The organism is Frankia sp. BMG5.23 (genome assembly GCF_000685765.2).
GTDB lineage: Bacteria > Actinomycetota > Actinomycetes > Frankiales > Frankiaceae > Frankia > Frankia casuarinae.
Genome location: NZ_JDWE01000033.1, coordinates 32,536 through 53,630, shown reverse-complemented (window position 1 = coordinate 53,630; position 21,095 = coordinate 32,536). Strand labels below are relative to the sequence as shown.

The window sequence follows — 21,095 nt, the reverse complement described above, 5'->3', positions numbered from 1 at the left end:
GCCTGCGCCACAGCCGGCGGGAAAGCACCCGCCGGCCCCGCCCTCGAACCCTTCCTCACCTGGCAGACCACCACCCAGACCGGCAGCCCTCCCAGCACCGACCCACCCCAGGACGGCCCACCCGACGGGCCCGAGCCCTAACCCCACCCACAAGCCGAAAACCACCCGACCGGCAACACCGGCCGGGCCTTCGGCCCGCCCACCCACGCCATCACCGAACTCTTACGCTCAGTGAGCGGCCGAAGGAGGCCACCGACCGTGCCGTGCCCGGGTTCCGGGAGGGCGATCTCATTGAAGATCCACAGTGGCAGGTCGATCCGGTGCGGCCGGCCCGGCCCGTGGCGAGGATGGTGGGGTGCAGCGGGAGCAGCGTCGCGTGCGGGTCCAACGGTTTCGCCGACAGTTTCGGCGTCCCGGGGATCGGGCCGGGGCCGGAACAGGGGCCGGGGACCGGGCGGAGCTGGTCCAGATGCTGCGGGCGGCGCTCGGGGAGCGACCGACCACGGCCGGATCGATGGTCGCCGGCACCGGTGTAGATCATGATCGAGTGGTCCGGCCCATGGTCGACGCCTCGGCCCGGCGCCGGGCCGAGTACTCCTCCGACGCCTCGAACTACCGGGTGCCGCCCGCGGTTGTGGTGTTCCCCCGGGAGGTCGGGGACATCCTGGCGATCGCGGCAGTTTGCCGGTCCACCGCGACCCCGCTGACCACCCGGGGCGCGGGCACCTCCATCGCGGGCAACGCCGTGGGCCCCGGGGTGGTGATGGATCTCAGCCGCCACCTGCACCGCATCATCTCCCTGGACCCGGCCGCCCGCACCGCGAGCGTGCAGCCCGGGGTCATCCTGGACAGCCTCCAGGAGGCGGCCGGCCGGCACGGGCTGCGATTCGGTCCGGATCCCTCCACCCATGCCCGCTGCACCATCGGCGGCATGATCGGCAACAACGCCTGCGGCGCACGGGCGATCGCCTACGGCCGGACCGCCGACAACATCGTCGATCTCGACGTGCTCGACGGCACGGGACGTCGACTACGGGTCGGCCCGGGTGGCTCCGGGCGATCGGGTGGCTCTGGGTATCCGGCAGTCCCCGGGTATCCGGCAGTCCCCGGGCTCGACGACCTCGTCCGGGCCAACCTGGCGGTCCTGCGCACCGAACTCGGCAGGTTCCCCCGCCAGGTCTCCGGCTACTCGCTGGAGCACCTGCTGCCCGAACGCGGCGGCGACCTGGCGAAGGCCCTGGTGGGCTCCGAGGGCACCTGTGTGGTCGTGCTCGGGGCGACCGTCCGCCTCGTCCCCCGGCCGGCCGCGACCGCGATGGTCGTGCTGGGCTATCCGGACATGCCGGCCGCCGCGGACGCCGTGCCGCTGCTGTTCCCGCACGCTCCGCTGGCGGTGGAGGGCATGGACGCGCGCCTGGTCGACATCGTGCGCCGGCACCGGGGACCGCGGGCCGTACCGGAGCTTCCCGCCGGCACCGGCTGGCTGTTCGTCGAGGTCGGTGGGGCGAGCCCGGCGGAGGCGCTCGCGGCCGGCTGGGCGTTGGCGACCGCCGCGGGCACGAGGGCCACCCGGGTGCTGCCCACCGGCCCGCAGACCCGCGCCCTCTGGCGGATCCGCGAGGACGGCGCGGGTCTCGCCGGGCGGAGCGCGGCGGGGGAACCAGCCTGGCCCGGCTGGGAGGACGCGGCCGTGCCGCCGCAGCGCCTGGGAGCCTACCTGCGTGACTTCGAAGACCTGCTGCGCGCGCACCGGATCGACGGGGTGCCGTACGGACACTTCGGGGACGGCTGCGTGCACATCCGGATTGATCTACCGTTGGCGGAGGCCCCGGGGCGCCTGCGCCCGTTCCTGACCGAGGCCGCCGACCTGGTCGCCTCCTACGGCGGCTCGATATCCGGTGAGCACGGGGACGGCCGGGCCCGCGGTGAGCTGCTGGCCAGGATGTACTCGCCGGCCGCGCTCGGCGTCTTCGCCGGTTTCAAGGCCCTGTTCGACCCGGACGATCTTCTCAACCCGGGTGTGCTGGTCCGGCCGAGGCCGATCGACGCCGACCTGCGCCTGCCGGCGGCTCGCCCGCTGCCCACTATCGGCGGATTCGCCTTCACCGCCGACGCGGGGGAGTTCGGGCGGGCCGTCCACCGCTGCGTCGGGCTGGGCACCTGCCGGGCCGACACGCCGGCGGCCGGCGGCTTCATGTGCCCGTCGTACCTCGCGACGCGCGACGAGAAGGATTCCACCCGCGGCCGGGCCAGGGTGCTGCAGGAGATGGCGAACGGCTCGCTGGTCCGCGGAGGTGCCGGGGGCGCCCGGGCCCCGGAGGTGGCCGAGGTGCTCGACCTGTGCCTGTCGTGCAAGGCGTGCGCGCGCGACTGCGCGGCCGGGGTGGACATGGCGACGTACAAGTCCGAGGTGCTGTTCCGCGCCTACCGGCATCGACTCCGGCCGGTCAGCCATTACGTGCTCGGCTGGTTGCCCCGATGGGCCCGGGTCGCCGGGCGGGCGCCACGCCTGGTCAACGCGGTGCTGGCCGGACCGGCGGTGCGACGGCTGCTGCTGCGGATGGGGGGCATGGACGCGCGCCGCGAGGTGCCGGCCTTCGCCAGGCAACCATTCAGCCGCTGGTGGCGCGAGCACGGCGGCTCGGACCTGGGAAGCGGCTCGGACCTGGGAAACGGGTACCCGGCCGACGGGTACTTGGCTGACGGGCGGCCGGCTGACGGGCAAGCGGCCGACGGGCGGGCGATCCACCGGCGCGAGGCCCACAGCCGGGAGGTGGTGCTGTGGATCGACACGTTCACGGAGGCGTTCTCCCCCGAAGTCGGCCGGGCCGCCGTGGCAGTTCTGGCGGACGCCGGCTACCGGGTGATCGTGCCGCCGGGCCCCGCGTGCTGTGGTCTCACCTGGATCACCACCGGCCAGCTCGACGGTGCGCGCCACCGGTTGCGAGCGACCGTCGACTGCCTCGCGCCGTACGCCCGGGCCGGGACGCCGATCGTCGGCCTGGAACCGTCTTGCACGGCGGTGCTGCGCGGCGACCTCGTCGAGCTGCTCGCGGGCGACCCCGCAGCCGCGCTGGTCGCCGGTGCGGTGCGTACCCTCGCCGAGCTGCTCGCCGACACCATCGGCTGGACTCCGCCGCGTCTCGACGGGGTGCGCGTCCTTGCCCAGCCGCACTGCCACCAGCACGCGGTCATGGGATTCGCCGCCGACCGCGGCCTGCTGGCGGCGGCCGGCGCGGACGTCGACGTCCTCGCTGGCTGCTGCGGCCTGGCCGGCAACTTCGGTATGGAGGCCGGGCACTACGACGTGTCGATGGCGATCGCTGCCCGTACCCTGGGCCCGGCGATCGCCTCGGCTCCCGCGGGCACCGTGCTGCTCGCCGACGGATTCTCCTGCCGGACCCAGGCCGAACACGTCGCCGCCCGGCGCGGGCGGCATCTCGCCGAGTTGCTCGCCGAGCGTCTCGCCGGGCTCAGATCTCCACAGTGACGTCAGAAGCGAAGTCAGATCTCCACGGTGAAGACCGTCGCCGGCAGGCCGTCGCCGTCGTCGGTGACCGCGGCGGGGCCGGCCGGGTTGCCGGCCAGCTCTCCCCGGGGAACGGCGAGTACGACGACGGGATGGTGACGGGCGAGCTTCGCGATCAGTGGCCGGAGCCGGGCGACCTCCACCCGGGTATGGCCGACCTGCACGACTCCCGTCATCCCGCCATCGAGGCGGACGAATCCGTCGGGAACGTGCGACCCGGTGTGCAGGGCGGCCTCGTTTTCGTGCCGCCACTGTCGCTCGCTGATCCAGGCCAGCACCCGCGACCCGCCCACCCCGGCGTTCTCGATCCGCAGCCGGGCGCGGGCGACCATGGCGTGGCGCACGGCCCCCGCCGCGCTCGTCGCCGCCCCGTCGGATTCCAGCTCCATCGAACTGACCAGCCGGGTGCCCTCGGCGGTGAGCCGTACGAGCCGGCCCTGGCCGGCGAGTACGGGATCGGCGGAGGCGACTCCGGCGTTCTCCCAGCGCTTCACGACGGCGCGGGCCGCGTTCTTGGAGATCGGGTGTTCCGGGCCGAGAATCTCCGAGATGTCCGACTCGAAGGCGGCCCGCATATCGAAGATCCATTCGAGGGCGTGGAGATCCCGTTGGTTGAGGCGAACGTGCCCCCTGTCCGCTCTGCTCTTGCGAGGCTGGTCTGACACCGTGCTCCCTGGGGTTTATGGCTGGGAAGTCTATGGGCGCGGGGTTCTGCGGTCGTGACTGTCGTCAACCCGGCCGGGGTGGTTCCACGTGTTGTCGCGATGTACCGCTCCGTGGGGCCGGGACTTGTGGCCCTATGCGGGGATGTTGATCGGTGATTTCTGAATTATAGGGCCGGACGGTACCGGCCAACCGGGTTGCCCGGAAGTGTCGGAAAGCATGCCGGTGGAGTGCGGTGTGGCACGGCGCACCCGGCTTAGCGGGGAGGCCGTGTCTCGGAGTGTTCCTGGTGGTCACCCGCCCCCGCCGGCTGACGACCTGCGGTAATTTTTCGCCCGGCCTTATGACCGTAGGGCCCGGATCGGGCATGGGGTGCCGGTAGATGGCTCGATCCGAGGCTTCTCTTGTTCCGCTGCCTCTGGGGGAAATTCGTTATGATCACCACAGGAATGTGGCCGCGTGAATGTTGCGCTGTATTGTCCGGAATTCGACGGATCGGGATTATCTCGGCGTTGACTCGCGTTTCGCGGGTCTGTGGCCCCGGGGGGATCCGATGACCTCGACCGATCAGGGGGGCAGGACCGATCAAGCGAGTAGGACCGATCAAGCGAGTAGGACCGAGCAGGGGAGCCGGACCGGGCCGGCGGGCAGACCGGACGACCGCACGGGCCTGCTCCGTCTGCCCGTTCTGCCGCATCCCCGCCACCCGCTGGAGCGTCCCGAGCGGACGGGCGGTTCGGCCGCGGAACCGGTCGGTTCCCGGCTGGACGTCGGGCCACAGGTGTCGGTCGTGATACCCACCCGCAACGAGGCGCGCAACGTCGAACCGCTGCTGCGGCGCCTCGACGAGGCGCTGCACGGCCTGTCCGGAGAAGTAATCTTCGTTGACGACTCCGACGACGGAACGCCCGAGGTCATCGCGCGCGTCCGCCCCTCGGTGCGGTTACCGGTACGGGTGCACCACCGGACCCCGGCCCAGCGGGTCGGCGGGCTGGGGGGCGCGGTCAGCGAGGGCTTCGCGCTCTGTGCCGCGCCCTATGCGGTGATCATCGATGGGGACCTCCAGCATCCGCCGGAGACCATCCCGGCGCTGCTCGGCACCGCCGTGGAACATGCCGCCGATGTGGTGATCGGCAGCCGGTACGTGTCCGGCGGCAGCGCATCGGGGCTCGCTGGAAGCATGCGGCACCTGGTCTCGACGGGGTCGAACCGGTTGTGTCGGTGGGTCTTCCCCCGTCGGCTGCGCGGCGTCTCGGACGTGATGAGCGGCTTCTTCCTGGTACGGGTCGCCGTCGTGGACCGGGCCGGCCTGCGACCGGACGGCTACAAGATCCTGCTGGAGCTGCTCGTCGCGTCCGGACGGCTGCGCGTCCGCGAGATCGGGTACGCCTTCGCCGAGCGGCACGCCGGGACCTCCAACGCCTCGCTGACCGAAGGCGCCCGCTTCGCCCGGCGGCTGTTCGCGTTGCGGGTTCCGAAGCCCGCGCGGTTCGCCCTGGTCGGGGCGTCCGGGACGGTGCCGAACCTGCTTGGCACCGCCGTGCTTCACCACGTCGGCTTGCACTACCTGGTCGCGGCGATCGTCGCGACCCAGATCGCCGTCGGCTGGAACTTCCTCGGCTGCGAGCTCCTGGTCTGGGATCGGGAGACGGGTTCCCGGCTGCGTCGCTATCCGGCGTTCGCGCTCATCAACAATCTCGATCTGGTCATTCGGCTGCCACTGCTCGCGGTGCTGGTCGGGCGATGGCATCTCGGCGTCGGCATCTCGACCCTGATGTCCCTGGCCGCCGCGGTGATCGTCCGATACCTGGTGGTGGATCGGCTGGTGTACCGGCGACGGGCGGTGTCTGAGCGGGCGGTGTCGCCGTCCTACGGAAGGCCGTCGGAGGACGGGGTGTCCGGTGCGGTTTCGTAGCCCACCCGCCGGTGACGGCGTACACCTCGGCGCCGGTGGGGTCCTCATCCGGCTGTTCTGTTCCGGGCATGCGCAGCTCCCCGACAGGCGGATCATGCTTGCCGGCGGCACCTTGGCGTATTCCACGCCGACGACGAACTACAAGGGAATGGCGAGGAGCTAATTCGCCGACACCACGGTCGCCGAGTACGTGGCCGACCTCCCGAAGCTCGTCGCGGCGAACTGACCTTCCATCCAGGCCGGGGACCGGACCCGCCGCGGTGTCGCCCGCCCGCGGTGCTCCGTGCCCACCCCTTTCAGGCAGGTACAGGTGACATCCGATTCTGATTCCGAAGTCCCGCGTGCGCGGGCGCTCCCCCGCGGCGCGCGTCGGCATGCCCATGCGCACCGAGATCCCCGCGTGCCCCGACGCTCACCTCGGCTGTGGATGGTAGCGGCCGCGGGGTGGTGGGCCGCGGGGTGGGGGGCCGCCCTGCACACCACGTCGGCCCTCGTGTTGTCCGCGTTGGTCGGTCTGGACGGGAGCATGTCTTACCTCTTGCCCGGCGCACTCGCGGTCGTCCTGCCTCGGATGTTCGGCCGGGGTGGCCGGGGCCGGCGGATCCCGTGGCTCGCCCGGCTCGCGTGCGAGTCGGGCGGCTGGTACGTCTACATGTTCGCCGGTTCGCCGGACATCAGGCTGGTCTCGTACGGCGGTCCGCGCCTGGGCCAGCCGTTCGCCGTGGTACTGGGCGCGGTGGCGGCGGTGACCGGCGGCCTGGTCCTGTCCGGTCGGCTCCGGGCGCGGACCCGCGGGTCGATCCCCGGCGCCAGCCGCCGGCGGCGCTGGGTGTGGGCGCTGGTCAGCGTGCCCCTCGCGGTGACGCTGGGGGTGCGTGCGGCCGAGCATCACCACGTCGTGCTACTCGCCGCATGGACGATCGTCTCGTTGCTGATGCTGCTGGTCGCCAGCCTGACCCTCGTGCGCGGCCAGTACAGCTGGCAGCGTCCCGAGCGGGTGCATCACGTGGACCTGACCGGCAACCTCGCGCCCCGCAACCGCTTCTCCCTCATCGTCCCCGCCCGCGACGAGCCGGTGCTCGGGCGGACCCTGACCCAGATCCTTGCCGGCGACTACCCCGGCGACCTGGTGGAACTGGTCGTGATGGTGTCGTATGACGAGGTCGACCAGGAGACCCGACGGGTCGCCGAGGAGATCGCCGGCCGGCATTCCAACGTGCGGGTCGTCGCGCCCGAAGGCAGCCGGCGTAGTAAACCCCTGTCCCTGGAGGACGCCCGCCGGCACTGCACCGGCGACCTGGTCGGCGTCGTCGACGCGGAGTCCCTGCTCGCCGGGGGACTCCTGCGTTACGTGAACACGCTGGCCCTGCGCCACGCCGACGTCGGCATCTTTCAGGGCGGCGTGCAGCTCATGAACGCGCGTGCCACGGCGTGGCGGCGCGCCGCGGACCACTCACCGATACGGGCGTTCCTCCACTGGTTGGACGCGGGCACCTCCTGGTGGCGGGCCCGCAACTGCCTCGAATACTACATCTGGTTCATGTCGCGGCTGCGTTTCCAGGCGCGCGCGCGTTTCATCCCACTCGGCGGCAACACGGTGTTCATTCGGCGAACGGTGCTGGAAAGGCTCGGTGGGTGGGACGTCTCCTGCCTCACCGAGGACTGTGACCTCGGGGTGCGGGCTTCGGCCGCCGGAATCCCGACCGCGGTCTTCTACCATCCGGATCTGACGACCCGGGAGGAGACCCCGGAAAGCCTCACGAAACTCATCATCCAGCGCACCCGCTGGATGATGGGGTTCATGCAGGTCCTCTTCAAGGGGGACTGGCGGGCGCTGCCGGGAGCACGTCAGCGCATCATGGCGGTGGAGATGCTCACGATGCCGTTCTTCCAGGCACTCGCCGGCGTCCTGCTGCCGGTGTCGCTGGTCCTCACGTTGTTTCTGGCGGCGCCGACCGGTCTGGTCATCGTCTTCTGGCTTCCGTTCGGTGCGACCGTCATGACGGTTTTCTCCGAGCAGGCGGCGTTCCGCGAGTTCGCCGAGGCGTACGGGCTCGATCTGCGTCGCTGGGACAGCGTGCGGCTCGTGCTCTGCGCCCCGCTGTACCAGCTCGCGCTCTCCGCCGCCGCGGTGCGCGCCACGGCCCGGTTGCTGCGTGGCCGGGTCGAGTGGGAGAAGACCTCCCACTCCGGGGCCCACCACAGCACCGGCTCCGGCCGCTTCGAGCTGGAGGCGGCGTCGTGACCGCACCCGACGCCGCGAACCCGTACCCCCGACCGCTCGGCCCGCAGACCGCCGTGACCTGGATCGCAGCCCGGGCCGGGGAGCTCACCGGCCGACTGGTCGGCTGGGTCGGCGTCCGCCGCCGCAGCCTGCTCCTGCTCGCCGTGCTCCTGACGGTGGTGGCGGTGCTGCACGGTTACAATTTCGACGGCTGGCCGGGCCGCGTCACCGACGACGAGGGCACGTATGCCGCCCAGGCTTATTCGATGCAGTACTGGAACCGGATCGCGCATTACACGTACTGGTATGACCATCCGTTCGGCGGATGGCTGTTGATTGCCATCTACACGAAGATCACTGATGGTTTCAACCGGGCGCCGACGGCGGTCACCGCGGCCCGCGAGCTCATGTTCGGCGTGCATCTGGTGAGCTGCGTGCTGCTGTACCGGTTCGGCCGGCTCCTCGGCCTACGACGGTTCTTCGCCGGCCTGGCCCTGCTCGTCTTCTCGCTTTCACCGCTCGCCCTGTGGTATCAGCGGATGGCGTTCCTCGACAACATCGCCGTGATGTGGCTGCTCGCCGCCCTGGTGTGCGCGGCGTCGCCGCGACGCAGTGTCGCGGCGGCGGCGTTCGCCGGGATCTTCATGGCCTTCGCGTTCTGGTCGAAGGAAACCGTCCTGCTCTTCCTCCCGGGGTTGTACGTACTGCTCCGGCAGAATCGTGATCCTCGTAACTGGCGATTCGTGCGGCGCAACTTCATGGGCTGCCTGATCGGCGTGTGCGGCATCTACATCCTGTATGCGGCCGCGAAGAACGAGCTGTTCGAGGGGCCCGGCCACGTCTCGCTGGAATGGGCGATCAGATGGCAGCTGTTCGACCGGGCCCCGAGCGGCAGCGTGCTCGACACCGGCAGTGACACCTACCATGTCGTGCGGTCCTGGCTCGATCTCGATCCCTACCTGGTCCTCGCCGGTATTGCGGCCGCGGTTCCCCTGCTCGCCCTGCGGCGGCTGCGGGTCGTCGCCGGACTACTGCTGCTGCAGTTTGCCTTCGTCTTCCGCAACGGCTACCTGCCCAACCCCTACGTCACCGCGATGCTCCCGTTCGCCGCGTTGTGCGTGGCAGGGTTGCTCGACGCCGTTCTGCCGAGTGGAGCACGGCCGCGACGCGGTCCGCCGCGTCATGCCGGGCCGGGGTCGGGGCCCGGGGCGGGGGTGGGGGCGACCGCGGCCATGATCGTCAATGGCCTGCGCTGCCTCGTGGTCCTGGTGGCCCTGTCCGTGGCCGCCGCGACGGTGATCCCGGACTGGACACCGAAAATTCGCACCGCGCTCACCCAGGACGCGAGTGCCCCGAGCCGGGAGGCGACCCGATGGTTCCTCGCGAACGTTCCCCCGGAGGGCATCGTTATCACCGACGACATCGCTTGGACCGACCTCACGATCGCCGGGCGCCGGCCGCTGCCGGTGTGGTTCTACAAGCTGGACCTCGACCCTCAGGTGCGCGGCCGGTTCCCCCACGGCTGGCGTGATGTCGACTACCTGATGATGGGCAAGCCCCCCGACTCGGTGCTCGCTGAGGTCCCGCTCGTCGCCGAGGCGCTCCGGCACTCGGTGGTCCTCAAGTCGTTCGGCGATGGAGAGATCGAGATTCGCCGGGTCATCGTCCCGGACTGCCGCGGCCGGCCTGACCGGTGCTGAACCCGTGACATCTTCCCCTCCAGCTGACCGGCCGTGGACTGACGACGCGTCCGATGGGCCAGGTCGACGGAAACCCGATCTTCACCATCGACTTCGACTTCGTCGGTCATGAGCTGGTCGTCCAGCGCCTGGACGGCGAGAGGATCTCATTTCCCCTGGTCGCGCAGTCGGTAGCGTCGTTCTACCGCCGCACCTTCGACGCGCTGGCGGCGCTCGGCATCAAGATCCGCCTTGACCATCCGCATCCGTGCCGTCCTCCCGCTCGCGGCCCTCGAGCGCGGCCCGGACCGGCGGGCCGGCGTTCTCGACTTCGACGACAGCGCCTACCGGGCCGGGGCCTACCGGGCCGGGGCCTACCGGGCGGGTAGGGACATCGAGCGGTTCGCCTGCCCCCACGGCGTCACCGACCCTGTCCTCGCCTCCGGGCACTGACATCGACGGGCCACCCGGCAAGATCGGGGGGTGACCAGGTCCACGTCGGACGGGCGGCGAGGCATCTCATAGGTTCGCCGTATGCACAGCCTCACCCGGGACGAAGCCCTCGCCCGCGCCGGCCTGGTCCGCGTCGATGGCTACGAGATCGAGCTCGACCTGACCGCGGCTCGCACGTCGACGGAGTTCGGCTCGACGACCAGGGTGCGCTTCAGCCTCCGTCCCCCCACGGACGGCTCCCTCGCCACGGACGGCTCGTCGGCGGACGGCGAACCGGCACCGGCGACGTTCGTCGAGCTCAAACCGGTATCCATCCAGCAACTGTGGCTCAACGGCCAGCCGCTGGACCCCTCCGCCGTCGACGGCAACCGGCTCCCCCTCGCGACGCTGCACGCGACGAACGAGCTCGTGGTGACGGCCACGATGAGGTACTCGAACACCGGCGAGGGGCTGCACCGGTTCACCGACCCGGAGGACGGCGAGGTCTACCTGTATGCGCAGACCTTCCTCGACGACGCCCAGCGGATGTTCGCCTGCTTCGACCAGCCCGATCTCAAGGCGCCGGTGCGCCTGAGCGTGGCCGCACCCCCCGACTGGACGGTGCGGGCGAACGGTGCCGGGAAGCAGGCCTCGCCGGGGCGGTGGGAGTTCACCGAGACGGCACCCCTGGCGACCTACTTCGTGACGGTGGTCGCGGGGCCGTACCACCTCGTCGAGGACTTCCACGACGGCATCCCGCTCGGGCTGCTCTGCCGCCGCTCACTCGCGCCGTACCTCGACGCCGACGCGGCGGAGATCTTCGGCGTCACCCGGGCCTGCCTGGACCGCTACCACGAGCTGTTCGCGAGCCGGTACCCGTTCGGGACCTACGATCAGGCGTTCGTGCCCGAGTTCAATGCCGGCGCGATGGAAAACCCGGGGTGCGTGACCTTCCGGGACGAGTTCGTGTTCCGCTCGGCGGTGACCGAGGCCGAACGGGAGCTGCGTGCCGTCGTCATCGCCCACGAGATGGCCCACATGTGGTTCGGTGATCTGGTCACCATGCGCTGGTGGGACGACCTGTGGCTGAACGAGTCGTTCGCCGAGTACATGGGCTATCGGGTGACCGCCGAGGCGACGCGGTTCACCGGGGCGTGGACCAGCTTCGCCGTCGGTCGCAAGAGCTGGGGCTACGCCGCCGACCAGCGGCCGTCGACGCACCCGGTGGCCCCGGCCGACGTCCCCGACACCGCACTCGCCCTGCTGAACTTTGACGGCATCTCCTACGCCAAGGGAGCGTCGGCCCTGCGGCAGCTGGTCGCCTGGGTGGGCGACGGCGCCTTCCTGACCGGGCTGCGGACGTACTTCGCCCAGCACGCCTTCGCCAACGCGTCCCTGGCCGACCTGCTCGCCGCGCTGACCACGGAGAGCGGCCGGGACCTCGCCGGCTGGGCCGAGGTGTGGCTGCGCCACGCACAGGTCAACACGCTGCGCCCCGAGATCACGATCGGCTCCGACGGCCGCCTCGCCCAGGTCGCAGTGGTCCAGACGGCACCGCCGACGCACCCGACGCTGCGTCCGCACCGCATCGGCATCGGCGTCTACGGCCCGGCGGAGCAGACCGAGCCGATGGAGCCGACCAATCCGACGGAGCCGACCAATCCGACGGAGCCGACCGGGCCGATCGTGCTGCTCCGCCGGGTGGAGGTGGACATCGATCCGGCGGCGCCGGGCGGGCGCACCGGGATCGCGTCACTGGTCGGGAGCGAGGCGGGACGCCTGCTGCTGGTCAACGACGGCGACCTGACCTACGCCAAGATCCGTTTCGTCCCGGCCGACCTCGCCGCTTTGCCCACTGTCCTGCCGCGGACGGCCGATCCGCTTGCCAGGGCGATCATCTGGGCGGCCGCGGCCGACGCGACCCGGGACGCCGAATGGCCCGCCGCCGACTATCTGACGCTCGCCGCGGGTGCGCTGCCCCGGGAGACCGAGATCGCCGTCTTCGAGGACGCCCTGCGTTTCGCCCGGGCCACCGTGCTGAACCGCTATCTCGCGCCGTCGGCGCGACCGGCGGCGGCGCAGGCGCTCCACGCCGCCTGCGCGCGGGCCTTCGCGGCCGCAGCACCGGGAGGCGGTCATCAGCTCTCCGCCGCCCGCGGGGTCATCGGGTGTAGCGGACCGGCGCAGGCGGGAACGCTGGCGGCGTGGCTCGCCGGGACGGACGTGCCGGCCGGACTGGTCATCGACCCGGAACTACGCTGGACTCTGCTGCACCGGCTGGTCGTACTCGGGCGGGCCGGGGAGGGGGAGATCGCGGCCGAGAGCCGGCGTGATCGCAGCGCCCGGGCCGCCGAGCATGCGGCGCGGGCCCGCGCCGCCGTTGCCGATCCCGAGGCGAAAGCCCGGGCCTGGCGGATGATCGTGGACGACGACACGATGTCCGCCCGGCTGGTCGCCGCGACGGCCGAGGGTTTCTGGCAGCCCGAGCAGGCGGATCTCACCGACGGGTACGTCTCCCGCTACTTCGAGCAGATGCCGGCGATGGCGGCCCGGCGATCCCCGCACGCCGCCCGGCAGATCGCCACCCACGCCTATCCGCAGTTCGCCGTGTCCGTGGGGACGGTGCGGGAGGCGGACGCCCTGCTGGCCCGCGACCGTCTCGACCCGCTCCTGCGCCGCGTCGTCGTCGACGCGACCGACGAACTCCGCCGAGCGGTGCGGGCCCGTCTCCGCCCCTGACGCCGGGCCCGTCTCCGGCCCTGACGCCGGCCCTGCTCCAACCCACCCGTTATCCGGCCGGCGGCATCGTCATTCCACTGACGATGTCATCTCGCCGACGGCTCTGGACGCGCCCGCGCTCTTTCCGGCATAGTTCGCGCAGCAAGGGTGTCTCAGGGGACGGGGGGCGGTATGGCAGCCGGCACGGACCGGGCCGAACGGCAGACGAGTGCGGGTGCGGCATTAGGCGTTACTTTGTTGGTCGGTGCCGCCGTCGCGGTGTCGACCGGTGTGTACGCGAGGGTTCACGAACCGGCCGGGCGGCCGCTGTTCACCCTCGGTTTCTCTGGCATGCTGCCGATGAAGGCGTGGCTGACGACGGCCGCCGCCGTTCTGCTATTCGTTCAGCTGGCCACGGCACTGTGGATGTGGGGACGGCTGCCCGGCGCGGGCCCGGCGCCGAGCTGGGCCGGTCCGCTGCACCGATGGAGCGGGACGACCGCGTTCGTCCTCACCCTGCCGGTGGCCTTCCACTGCATCTGGGCGCTGGGCTTTGCCAGCGATGGCACCCGGGTGCTTCTCCACAGCCTCCTGGGTTGCGCCTTTTACGGGGCCTACGCGGCAAAGATGATCAGCCTACGGACTAGCGGGTTACCGGGGTGGGTACTGCCCGTCCTCGGCTCGACGGTTCTCGTTTCCCTGGTCGCAATCTGGTTGACGGCTTCACTGTGGTTTTTCACCCGGTCCGGTATTCCGCACGTCTGAACAGGATCCCGAGGAAAAAGTCATGACGCAGGAAGCACCGACGCGGCGCCTCGTGGTCCCCGGCATCGCGGTCACCGTCGCCGCGGGTGCCGTCGGGTATGTCGTCGCCAGCAGCAGCGACGCGGCCGATCCGAAACCACGGCAGGCAACCGCGGGCGGGACCCGCGCGGGTGGCGACGGTTCGGGCGCGGGTAACGGCGGTGGCCAGGCCGGCGGCGCGGCGCCCCTCGCCCGGGTCGACGAGGTGCCTGCCGACGGCGGTCTCATCCTCGGCGACGCCGGCCTGGTGCTCACGAGGAATGCCGCCGGCACGATCCAGGGTTTCTCCACCGTCTGCACCCATCAGGGCTGCTCGGTGAACGCGATCGCGAAGGGCCGCATCCTCTGCCCGTGCCACGGCAGCGCCTTCGACACCCGTACCGGGGAACCCGTCGCGGGGCCGGCGAAACAGCCGCTGCCGCCGGTCGCCGTCACCGTCCGCGACAACGCGATCTTCCCCGCCTGACCCCCGCGCCCCGATCGCCCGGATCTCGGCAGGAGCCGGATCCTCCCAGGAGGAGAAACAGTGGACCCGACAGGGCTGCGGATCACCGTCCCGTCCGGCCAGAGCGTGCTGTCCGCCGACCGCAGTCACGTCGTCGGCCGGGGCCGTGACTGCGATGTCGTCATCGCGGACGGCCGGGTGTCTCGGCGTCACGTCCTGCTGGAGCCCCGCGGCGATGCCGGGTGGCTCGCCCGGGACGTCAGTTCCAACGGCATCTGGGTGGACGGCGCCCGGACCGGCAGCATCGCCCTGAACGACGGCGAGGTGCAGGTGCACCTCGGCGCGGCGAACGGGCCGACGGTCGTCCTGGCCCCGGTCAGTCCCACGCCGCGGCGCCCGCCCGCCGCGCCCGACGACCCGGACGTCGGGAATCTGGCGACCATGCTGGCCGGCCAGGGCGGCCAGGGCCGCATCGATCCCAGCCCCGTCCCGGCGGGGGCGGACTCCGCCCAGGTTCCGGCCCAGCGTCACGCCGGCCACTCGCCCGTGGCGAGCTGGCTGCGCGCTCTGCCCACCCTCGTGTGGCTCGCCGCGGTCGGCTTCACCCTCGGCGCGTTGCTCGCGCTGTCCTGAGCTCCGGCCGGCCCTCCGGCCGGCCAGGCACTCACCCATCGCGGCCAGGCACTCACCCATCGGTCGTGGACCCGGACGGCAAGCCCGTCCAGACCGGTAGGGGTGGCGTGGGGTAGCGGGGACGGCTGGGGTAGCGGGGACGGCTGGGGTAGCGGGGACGGCTGGGGTAGCGGGGACGGCTGGGGTAGCGGGGACGGCAGCGGGGACAGCAGGATGTGGCCACGAGCCGGAGCCGGGCCGCGGGCGGCTGTGGGCCGGATCCGGGCGGGTGGGCCTTGAGCACGACGTCACCGTGGCGCACGATCAGCCGTTCACCGTGGTGCGACAGCACGACGGGAGTCTCCCGGCCGCCCGGTCGGAGCCGGCGGGCGAGATCCGCCATGCCCGTCAGCAGAGCGGCGTGCGGGGCGGCGTCGCCAGTCAGCGTGGTCGTCACGAGGCCGATGCCTTCACCGCGTCGGCTTGCGTAGCCGCCAGATGCATTCGGAGGGCCAGCGGCGCGCCCATGCCTTGTCGCCGCGTTCGGGCTGGGCGGGTGCCGGTTCCTCGCTGTGACTGTCGGATGCCGGCGGTGCCGGGCGGGGTTCCAGAAGATCTTCGATGACGAGGTCGTTGTCCCGGAAGAGCCTGATCCAGGTGCCGTAGGGAAGGTTGGCGCTGACCAGGCCGTCGGCCTCGGCCAGCAAACGCAGCCCGAAGTAGTCGCGGGTCAGGCGACTGCCAGGGGCGTCCCGGCCCGGCGCCACGGTGATCTCGTAGATCGGGCTGACGTGGCTGAAGGCGAGCAGGCCGCCGGGGCGCAGCACGCGTGCGGCTTCCGGCACGGCCCGGAAGGGGTCCGCGAAGGAGAAGGCGCCGTGGTCGGCGAAGACGATGTCGAACGAGTCGTCGGCGAAGGGCACCGCCTCAGCACTCGCCTGGATCAGGGGGAAGGACAGCCCGGTCTCCGCGGCGAGCTGTCTGCTGTGGTGCAGCTGCCGTTCGGAGAGGTCCAAGCCGATCGGTCGGCCCCCCCGCCGGACCAGCGCGCTCGACCACTGGCCGCCCCCGCAGCCCATCTCCAGGATGTCCCGTCCGGTGACCTCACCGAGCACGCCGAGCCGTGATTCCGGAACGGCCCATAGCCCCCAGGAGATGTCGCCGGTGAACACCTGCCGGCGGATCTGCGGGGCGTTCAGTCGCTGGTAGTCGTCAGAGATCTCGTTCCAGCGGGCACGGTTGGTCCGTACGTGGGCAGCATTATTGATCATCCATCCCTCGTCCTTCTCCGGGTGGCCACGGACTGCGCGCCGATCGCGGTGCCGGGACAGGCCACCGCGGCACGACGGCCTGCCTGCCTCGACGAATCAGTCGGTCATCGTATGAGACCAGCAGGAGCACTCCTGCGCTCGCCGTTGGCGAGGCACACGGCCGCTTCGACGAGGTCGCGGTCGTCCAGTCGCTCCCGCCGCTCACCATGGCGCCGGCCCGGGGGTCAAAATGTAGGCAAAGTAGCCGGACGAGTGATGGATGGGATGAGTACGGTGCGCCTGTCTCCCGGATGACGCCCTGGTGGTGGATGCGTCTGGACAGGCTGTGATGGAGCGTGCACCCTTGATCGCGTGGCGAGACAACGAAAAAGATCCAGTCGGTATTTTCGGCCGCCCGACGAGCGGCTCAGCCTAGGCCTGATGACCTGCTCGTCCTGCAACGGCACGCAGTATCAGACGCGCCCGCAGGCGGAATCGGACGAGGACGGTCTTTTCGACGGTGACGCCAACATCAAGTGTCGGGAATGCGGTGGAACCGGAAAGGTTCCCCTGCCATGAAGAAATCGATGCCCGTTCAGGCCGACTTCTTGTACCTGCGGTGTCCGGAACATCGGGGACGGCGTCCCCGCCAGGGGCTGAAGACGATGGCGCGGCCGGGGACACCGTGCCCGCGGTGTCGCATGGTCCGCGCCGCGGACCTCGAACGCGAGGGCTGTCCGGAGCTTCCTGCGGACGAGCCGGATGGCGGAGGGGGGACGCCGCCGTCACGCTGACAGGCGTCCCCCAGGTGATCTTCGATGCCGGGATAGGCCCTCGGCGGTGGGTCAGTCCTGGGGCTGGGCGACAACCACCGCCGTGCGGGTGCCGTCCTTGACCGTCGCGCCCACCCGGACCGTCGCCCCCGGGTGGAGGTCGGAGACCTTCGCGGCGTCCCCGTCAATCCGCAACCGGGTATCGGCGTTGATCACATAGGTGCCGACGTAGCCGTCCTCACTGGTGACCGTCAGGGAGGTGGGGCTCACCGCGGTCACCTTCCCGCGTTGCCCCGCCACTACCTGGAAGCCCTTGCCGGTTTTGACCGTTGCCTCACCGTGTACGCCGCCGCCGGCCCAGATGCCGCCATGGGGACGCAGCCCGTCGTGGGAACGCAGCCGGGCCTCGGCGAGTCGCGGATGGTCGCCCAGGAACGTGTGGTCGGCTGGGGTGGCTGCTGCGCTGGCAGTCCGGTCCGAGGCAGCGGATGCGGCTGTCCCGCCGAACCCGAGCCCGACCCCCAACCCGAGCCCAAGCAGACCCGCTGCGGCGACCCCAGCACCCCATCGTCCGGTCAGGAAGCTGCGCATCTGTGTCGTCCTTCCGCGTCGCGTCACTACGCCGCGAACCGGTCGTCGGCCCTGAGCGGCGGCGATCGGCCGGGCGCCGCGCGCCACGGTGGCACGCGGTCGGAGCCCACGATGCGACAGCGAGATGTGAGCAACATGCGAGCGTGGTGCGAACCACGTGGAAGGCCGGATCCGCGCTACGCGCTAGACCCGGGACGGTTGCCGGCTGTCCTCGCCCTTGCCCTCGCCCTTGGCCTGCGGCTGCATCGGCACGATCGTCCGGGCCCCCGTCCAGGACGGCGCCTCCTGACTCGCGTGCGGGGGCAGGGAGGGCGCGAAGTCCGTTCCGAGGCGTTGGACCGCGACCCGGGCGAAGATCTGCTGCTCGGTGACGGTACGTTCCGACCGGCCCCGGCCGATGAAGCTCACCGTCCAGTGAAGCAGGGTGGTCAGCCGGTGCTTGAACCCGATGATGTAGACGAGGTGCACGGCCAGCCAGACGAGCCAGGCGAAGAAGCCGCTGAACTGCACCTTGCCAATGCTCGCCACCGCGCTGAACCGCGAGATGGTGGCCATGCTGCCCTTGTCATGGTATTCGAACGGCCGGCCCGTCTGCTTGCCGGCGACCCAGGCCTGGATCTCCTTGGCGGCGTGCCGGCCGCCCTGGATCGCGACCTGCGCCACGCCGGGCAGCCGGTTGAGGCTCGCCATGTCCCCGATGACGAACACCTCCGGATGACCCGGCAGGGTCAGGTCGGGCAGCACCTCGATGCGGCCGGCGCGGTCGAGCCCCGCACCGGTCTGCTCGGCGAGCTGCCGGCCCAGCGGGCTCGCGGCAACGCCGGCGGCCCAGACCTTGCAGACCGAGTCGATGCGCCGGCGGGTGCCGTCGCTGTCCTCGACGTCGATGCCGGTCGCGTCGACATTGACGACCTTGGCGCCCAGCTGCACATCGACGCCGATCTTGGTCAGCTTGTCGGCCGCCTTCGCGCCGAGCCGCTCGCCGAATGGCGGCAGGACGGCGGGTGCGGCGTCCAGCAGGATGACTCGGGCCTTGGCGGGGTCGATGCTGCGGAAGTCCCGCCGCAGGGTCCGGCGCGAGAGTTCCGCGATCTGCCCGGCCATCTCCACGCCGGTGGGGCCCGCCCCGACGACGACAAAGGTCAGCAACCGCTCCACGTCCGCGGGATCGGTGGACGCCTCGGCGAGCTCGAACATCCCGAAGATCCGGCCGCGCAGCTCGAGCGCGTCGTCGATGCTCTTCATGCCCGGGGCGTGCGTGGCGAAATGGTCGTTGCCAAAGTACGACTGGCCCGCGCCCGCGGCGACGACGAGGCTGTCGTAGTGGTGCACGGTCGTGCGACCCAGCAACTGGGACGTGACCGTTCTTGCGTTCACGTCGATGGTGGTCACCTCGCCGAGGACGACCTGCGCGTTGTCCTGCCGGCTCAGTACCTCACGGGTGGTCGGGGCGATCTCGCCCTCGGACAGGATACCCGTCGCCACCTGGTAGAGCAGCGGCTGGAACAGATGGTGCGTCGTCTTCGCGACGAGAGTGACCTCGACCGGTGCTTTGCGGAGGGCCTGCGCGGTGAACAGACCTCCGAAGCCAGACCCGATGATCACTACTCGGTGCGGGGAGGTGCTTCGCTCCTCGAGCCGTTCCGGTTCGCCGGCCTGCCCTGTCTGGGCGCTGTCCGTGGTCACGATCCTTCTCCGCTCAGCCTCTTGACTCCGGCGGTGCCCCTTGGCGCCGCGAAGACCATATACCTGATGGTGCCGGCCCCCGGCTACTATTTTCCGCCGTATATCCGAGATGGGATCGTGTTTATCGTCACCTCCTGTCGCCGGATAGCATCGACGGGACATGTGGCATGCAACACAATTCGTGGGCGATTGATGCCTCGTCGAGTGATACGCCCAGTTCGGAGTGCGACCATGGGTGGGCACTGAAGATCGTGTCTGACCGGAAGGCGGCGGCGCAGGGCCGAACGGAAATACGGCGAACCGGCCCCGCGGACGCGGACGACCACCCGGTCCCTGGGCCCCGACGGCGGGGATCGGTCCGGCCAGAGCTATGATCATGTTTTCTTCGTGCGGTGGATTTGACCGAGTGCACTTTCCGGGGGTCCGGTTTAGCGCATCAGTCTATTCGGACACTGCTTTCACCACCTGCACCTTCATTCGGTGCTCGTTCTTTGACGTGACGTTCGCGTCCTGCACGTTCACGGGCAGCGTTCACGGGCAGTGTGTTCGGCGGATGCATCTTCGATCTCATGAAGATGGTCGGCGGGGATTAGTCCTTCGTGGGTCTGCCCCGAGCGGGCCCGGGGAGGATTGCGGACCCGGGGGAGAATCTCAGTCCCGCAGCGGATCATGGGCGAAGGCCCGCATCCCCTCGGCGAAGTCGACCCGCGGCCGGTAGCCGAGAAGATCGCCTGCTCGGGCCGAGGAGGCTGCGATGTGGCGGACGTCGCCGACCCGGGAGGTGCCGGTCACGACGGGCCTCGGACCGCCGAAGGCACGAGCCAGCGCGTCCGCCATGTCCCCGACGGTGTGGGGATCACCGGAGCCGATGTTGAGGGGAACCAGCCGGCCAGGTGCCTGCGGCTGGCCGGACGCCAGCAGGTTAGCCCGCGCGACGTCGTGGACGTGCACGAAATCCCTCAGCTGCCGGCCGTCCTCGAAGACCCGCGGGGCCCGCCCGTGTTCCAGCGCACTGCGGAAGATCGACGCGACGCCGGCGTAGGGGGTGTCCCGGGGCATCCGCGGACCGTAGACGTTGTGGTAGCGCAGTGCCACGGCGGTTCCGCCGGTTTCCGCCGCCCACGCCGCCGCGAGATGCTCCTGGGCGACCTTGGTCGCCGCGTACGCGTTGCGGGGATCCAGGGGGGCGTCCTCGTGGACCACGATGGGCGCGAGCGGCCGGTGGCACCGTGGGCACGGCGGCTCGAAACGGCCCGCGTCCAGCTCGGCGGCCTGCCGTGGTCCGGGGCGCACTGGTCCGTCCGTCGGGCAGCGGTAACCACCCTCGCCGTAGACCACCATGGAGCTCGCCAGGACCAGTCGCCCCACCCCGGCGCGGGCCATCGCCGCGAGCAGGACCGCGGTGCCGAGATCGTTGTTCGTGGCATACGCCGGAAGGTCGTCCAGATCAACCCCCAGACCCACCATGGCGGCCTGGTGGCATACGACATCGATCCCGCTCAGTGCCTCGGCGACCTGGTCCCGATCGGTCACGTCCCCAACGATCATCTCGGCGGCGTTGTTGACCTGGGGCTTCGTCCGGTGCACCGCCGGAAGCAGGGCGTCGAGGATCCTGACCTCGTCGCCCGCCGCGACCAGCGCGTCAACAACGTGAGAACCGATGAAGCCGGCGCCACCGGTGACGAGAACCCGCATGACGCTGACGCTAACGGTGCCGGGACGCGCCGGATCTTACGAACCACGGAACGTCTCCAGCCCGGCCCGGCCCGTGCCG

Annotated in this window: 16 protein-coding genes and 1 pseudogene; 11 read left to right on the top strand and 6 right to left on the bottom strand. The window is 70.9% G+C overall.

Annotation, left to right across the window (positions count from 1 at the left end; all coding sequences use genetic code 11):
* Positions 1-514 precede the first annotated feature (514 nt).
* Positions 515-3,490, top strand: coding sequence for an FAD-binding and (Fe-S)-binding domain-containing protein (locus BMG523DRAFT_RS15070; RefSeq protein ID WP_035908252.1), 2,976 nt, complete (start codon positions 515-517; stop codon positions 3,488-3,490).
* Positions 3,491-3,504: 14 nt separating this feature from the next.
* Here BMG523DRAFT_RS15070 and BMG523DRAFT_RS15065 read toward each other — a convergent pair whose 3' ends face one another.
* On the bottom strand, positions 3,505-4,194 hold the full coding sequence (locus BMG523DRAFT_RS15065; RefSeq protein ID WP_011435415.1) for a hypothetical protein: 690 nt from the start codon (positions 4,192-4,194) through the stop codon (positions 3,505-3,507).
* 551 nt (positions 4,195-4,745) lie between these two features.
* On the opposite strand from BMG523DRAFT_RS15065, the gene BMG523DRAFT_RS15060 reads away from it, so the two are divergent.
* The 10 genes and pseudogenes from BMG523DRAFT_RS15060 (at position 4,746) to BMG523DRAFT_RS15025 (ending at position 15,042) form a co-directional block, all read left to right on the top strand.
* Positions 4,746-6,107 carry a glycosyltransferase family 2 protein gene (locus tag BMG523DRAFT_RS15060; protein WP_043591419.1) on the top strand — a complete coding sequence of 454 codons (1,362 nt, stop codon included), beginning with the start codon at positions 4,746-4,748 and terminating at the stop codon, positions 6,105-6,107.
* Positions 6,094-6,270, top strand: a complete 177-nt coding sequence (locus BMG523DRAFT_RS25360) for a hypothetical protein (protein WP_023841309.1) — start codon at positions 6,094-6,096, stop codon at positions 6,268-6,270. Before BMG523DRAFT_RS15060 ends, BMG523DRAFT_RS25360 begins: the two co-directional genes overlap by 14 nt.
* Positions 6,271-6,633: 363 nt before the next feature.
* Positions 6,634-8,352 (top strand): glycosyltransferase family 2 protein, encoded by a 1,719-nt coding sequence (locus tag BMG523DRAFT_RS15055; protein WP_235463166.1) that lies wholly within the window; start codon positions 6,634-6,636, stop codon positions 8,350-8,352.
* The gene (locus tag BMG523DRAFT_RS15050) at positions 8,349-10,031 is read left to right on the top strand and encodes a hypothetical protein (RefSeq protein ID WP_023841307.1); all 1,683 of its coding nucleotides are present in this window, start codon (positions 8,349-8,351) and stop codon (positions 10,029-10,031) included. The genes BMG523DRAFT_RS15055 and BMG523DRAFT_RS15050 overlap by 4 nt, the downstream gene beginning before the upstream one ends.
* 53 nt (positions 10,032-10,084) lie before the next feature.
* Positions 10,085-10,222, top strand: a pseudogene (locus tag BMG523DRAFT_RS26530) (DUF5996 family protein); the annotation flags it as partial.
* A 40-nt stretch (positions 10,223-10,262) separates the two neighbouring features.
* Positions 10,263-10,463, top strand: coding sequence for a hypothetical protein (locus BMG523DRAFT_RS15045; RefSeq protein ID WP_043591415.1), 201 nt, complete (start codon positions 10,263-10,265; stop codon positions 10,461-10,463).
* 81 nt (positions 10,464-10,544) lie between these two features.
* The gene (gene pepN / locus BMG523DRAFT_RS15040; protein ID WP_043591414.1) at positions 10,545-13,181 is read left to right on the top strand and encodes an aminopeptidase N; all 2,637 of its coding nucleotides are present in this window, start codon (positions 10,545-10,547) and stop codon (positions 13,179-13,181) included.
* Positions 13,182-13,352: 171 nt separating this feature from the next.
* A complete protein-coding gene (locus tag BMG523DRAFT_RS15035) occupies positions 13,353-13,925 on the top strand; it encodes a DUF6529 family protein (RefSeq protein ID WP_011435421.1) in 573 nt (190 codons plus the stop codon).
* A 22-nt stretch (positions 13,926-13,947) separates the two neighbouring features.
* Positions 13,948-14,430 (top strand): Rieske (2Fe-2S) protein, encoded by a 483-nt coding sequence (locus BMG523DRAFT_RS15030; protein WP_011435422.1) that lies wholly within the window; start codon positions 13,948-13,950, stop codon positions 14,428-14,430.
* 60 nt (positions 14,431-14,490) lie between these two features.
* Positions 14,491-15,042 (top strand): FHA domain-containing protein, encoded by a 552-nt coding sequence (locus tag BMG523DRAFT_RS15025; protein WP_011435423.1) that lies wholly within the window; start codon positions 14,491-14,493, stop codon positions 15,040-15,042.
* Positions 15,043-15,094: 52 nt separating this feature from the next.
* Here the strand turns inward: BMG523DRAFT_RS15025 and BMG523DRAFT_RS15020 are convergent, their stop codons facing one another.
* The 5 genes from BMG523DRAFT_RS15020 to BMG523DRAFT_RS15000 all read right to left on the bottom strand — a co-directional run bounded on the left by BMG523DRAFT_RS15020 (position 15,095) and on the right by BMG523DRAFT_RS15000 (position 21,016).
* Positions 15,095-15,478: a hypothetical protein gene (locus BMG523DRAFT_RS15020; RefSeq protein WP_023841305.1), complete on the bottom strand. Its 384-nt coding sequence runs from the start codon at positions 15,476-15,478 to the stop codon at positions 15,095-15,097.
* 13 nt (positions 15,479-15,491) lie between these two features.
* Complete coding sequence (locus tag BMG523DRAFT_RS15015; RefSeq protein ID WP_011435425.1) at positions 15,492-16,292, bottom strand: class I SAM-dependent methyltransferase; 801 nt, start codon at positions 16,290-16,292, stop codon at positions 15,492-15,494.
* Positions 16,293-17,116: 824 nt separating this feature from the next.
* Positions 17,117-17,635 (bottom strand): DUF5666 domain-containing protein, encoded by a 519-nt coding sequence (locus BMG523DRAFT_RS15010; protein WP_011435426.1) that lies wholly within the window; start codon positions 17,633-17,635, stop codon positions 17,117-17,119.
* 183 nt (positions 17,636-17,818) lie between these two features.
* On the bottom strand, positions 17,819-19,240 hold the full coding sequence (locus BMG523DRAFT_RS15005) for an NAD(P)/FAD-dependent oxidoreductase (RefSeq protein ID WP_368671114.1): 1,422 nt from the start codon (positions 19,238-19,240) through the stop codon (positions 17,819-17,821).
* A gap of 732 nt (positions 19,241-19,972) precedes the next feature.
* Complete coding sequence (locus BMG523DRAFT_RS15000) at positions 19,973-21,016, bottom strand: SDR family NAD(P)-dependent oxidoreductase (RefSeq protein WP_011435428.1); 1,044 nt, start codon at positions 21,014-21,016, stop codon at positions 19,973-19,975.
* Positions 21,017-21,095 lie beyond the last annotated feature (79 nt).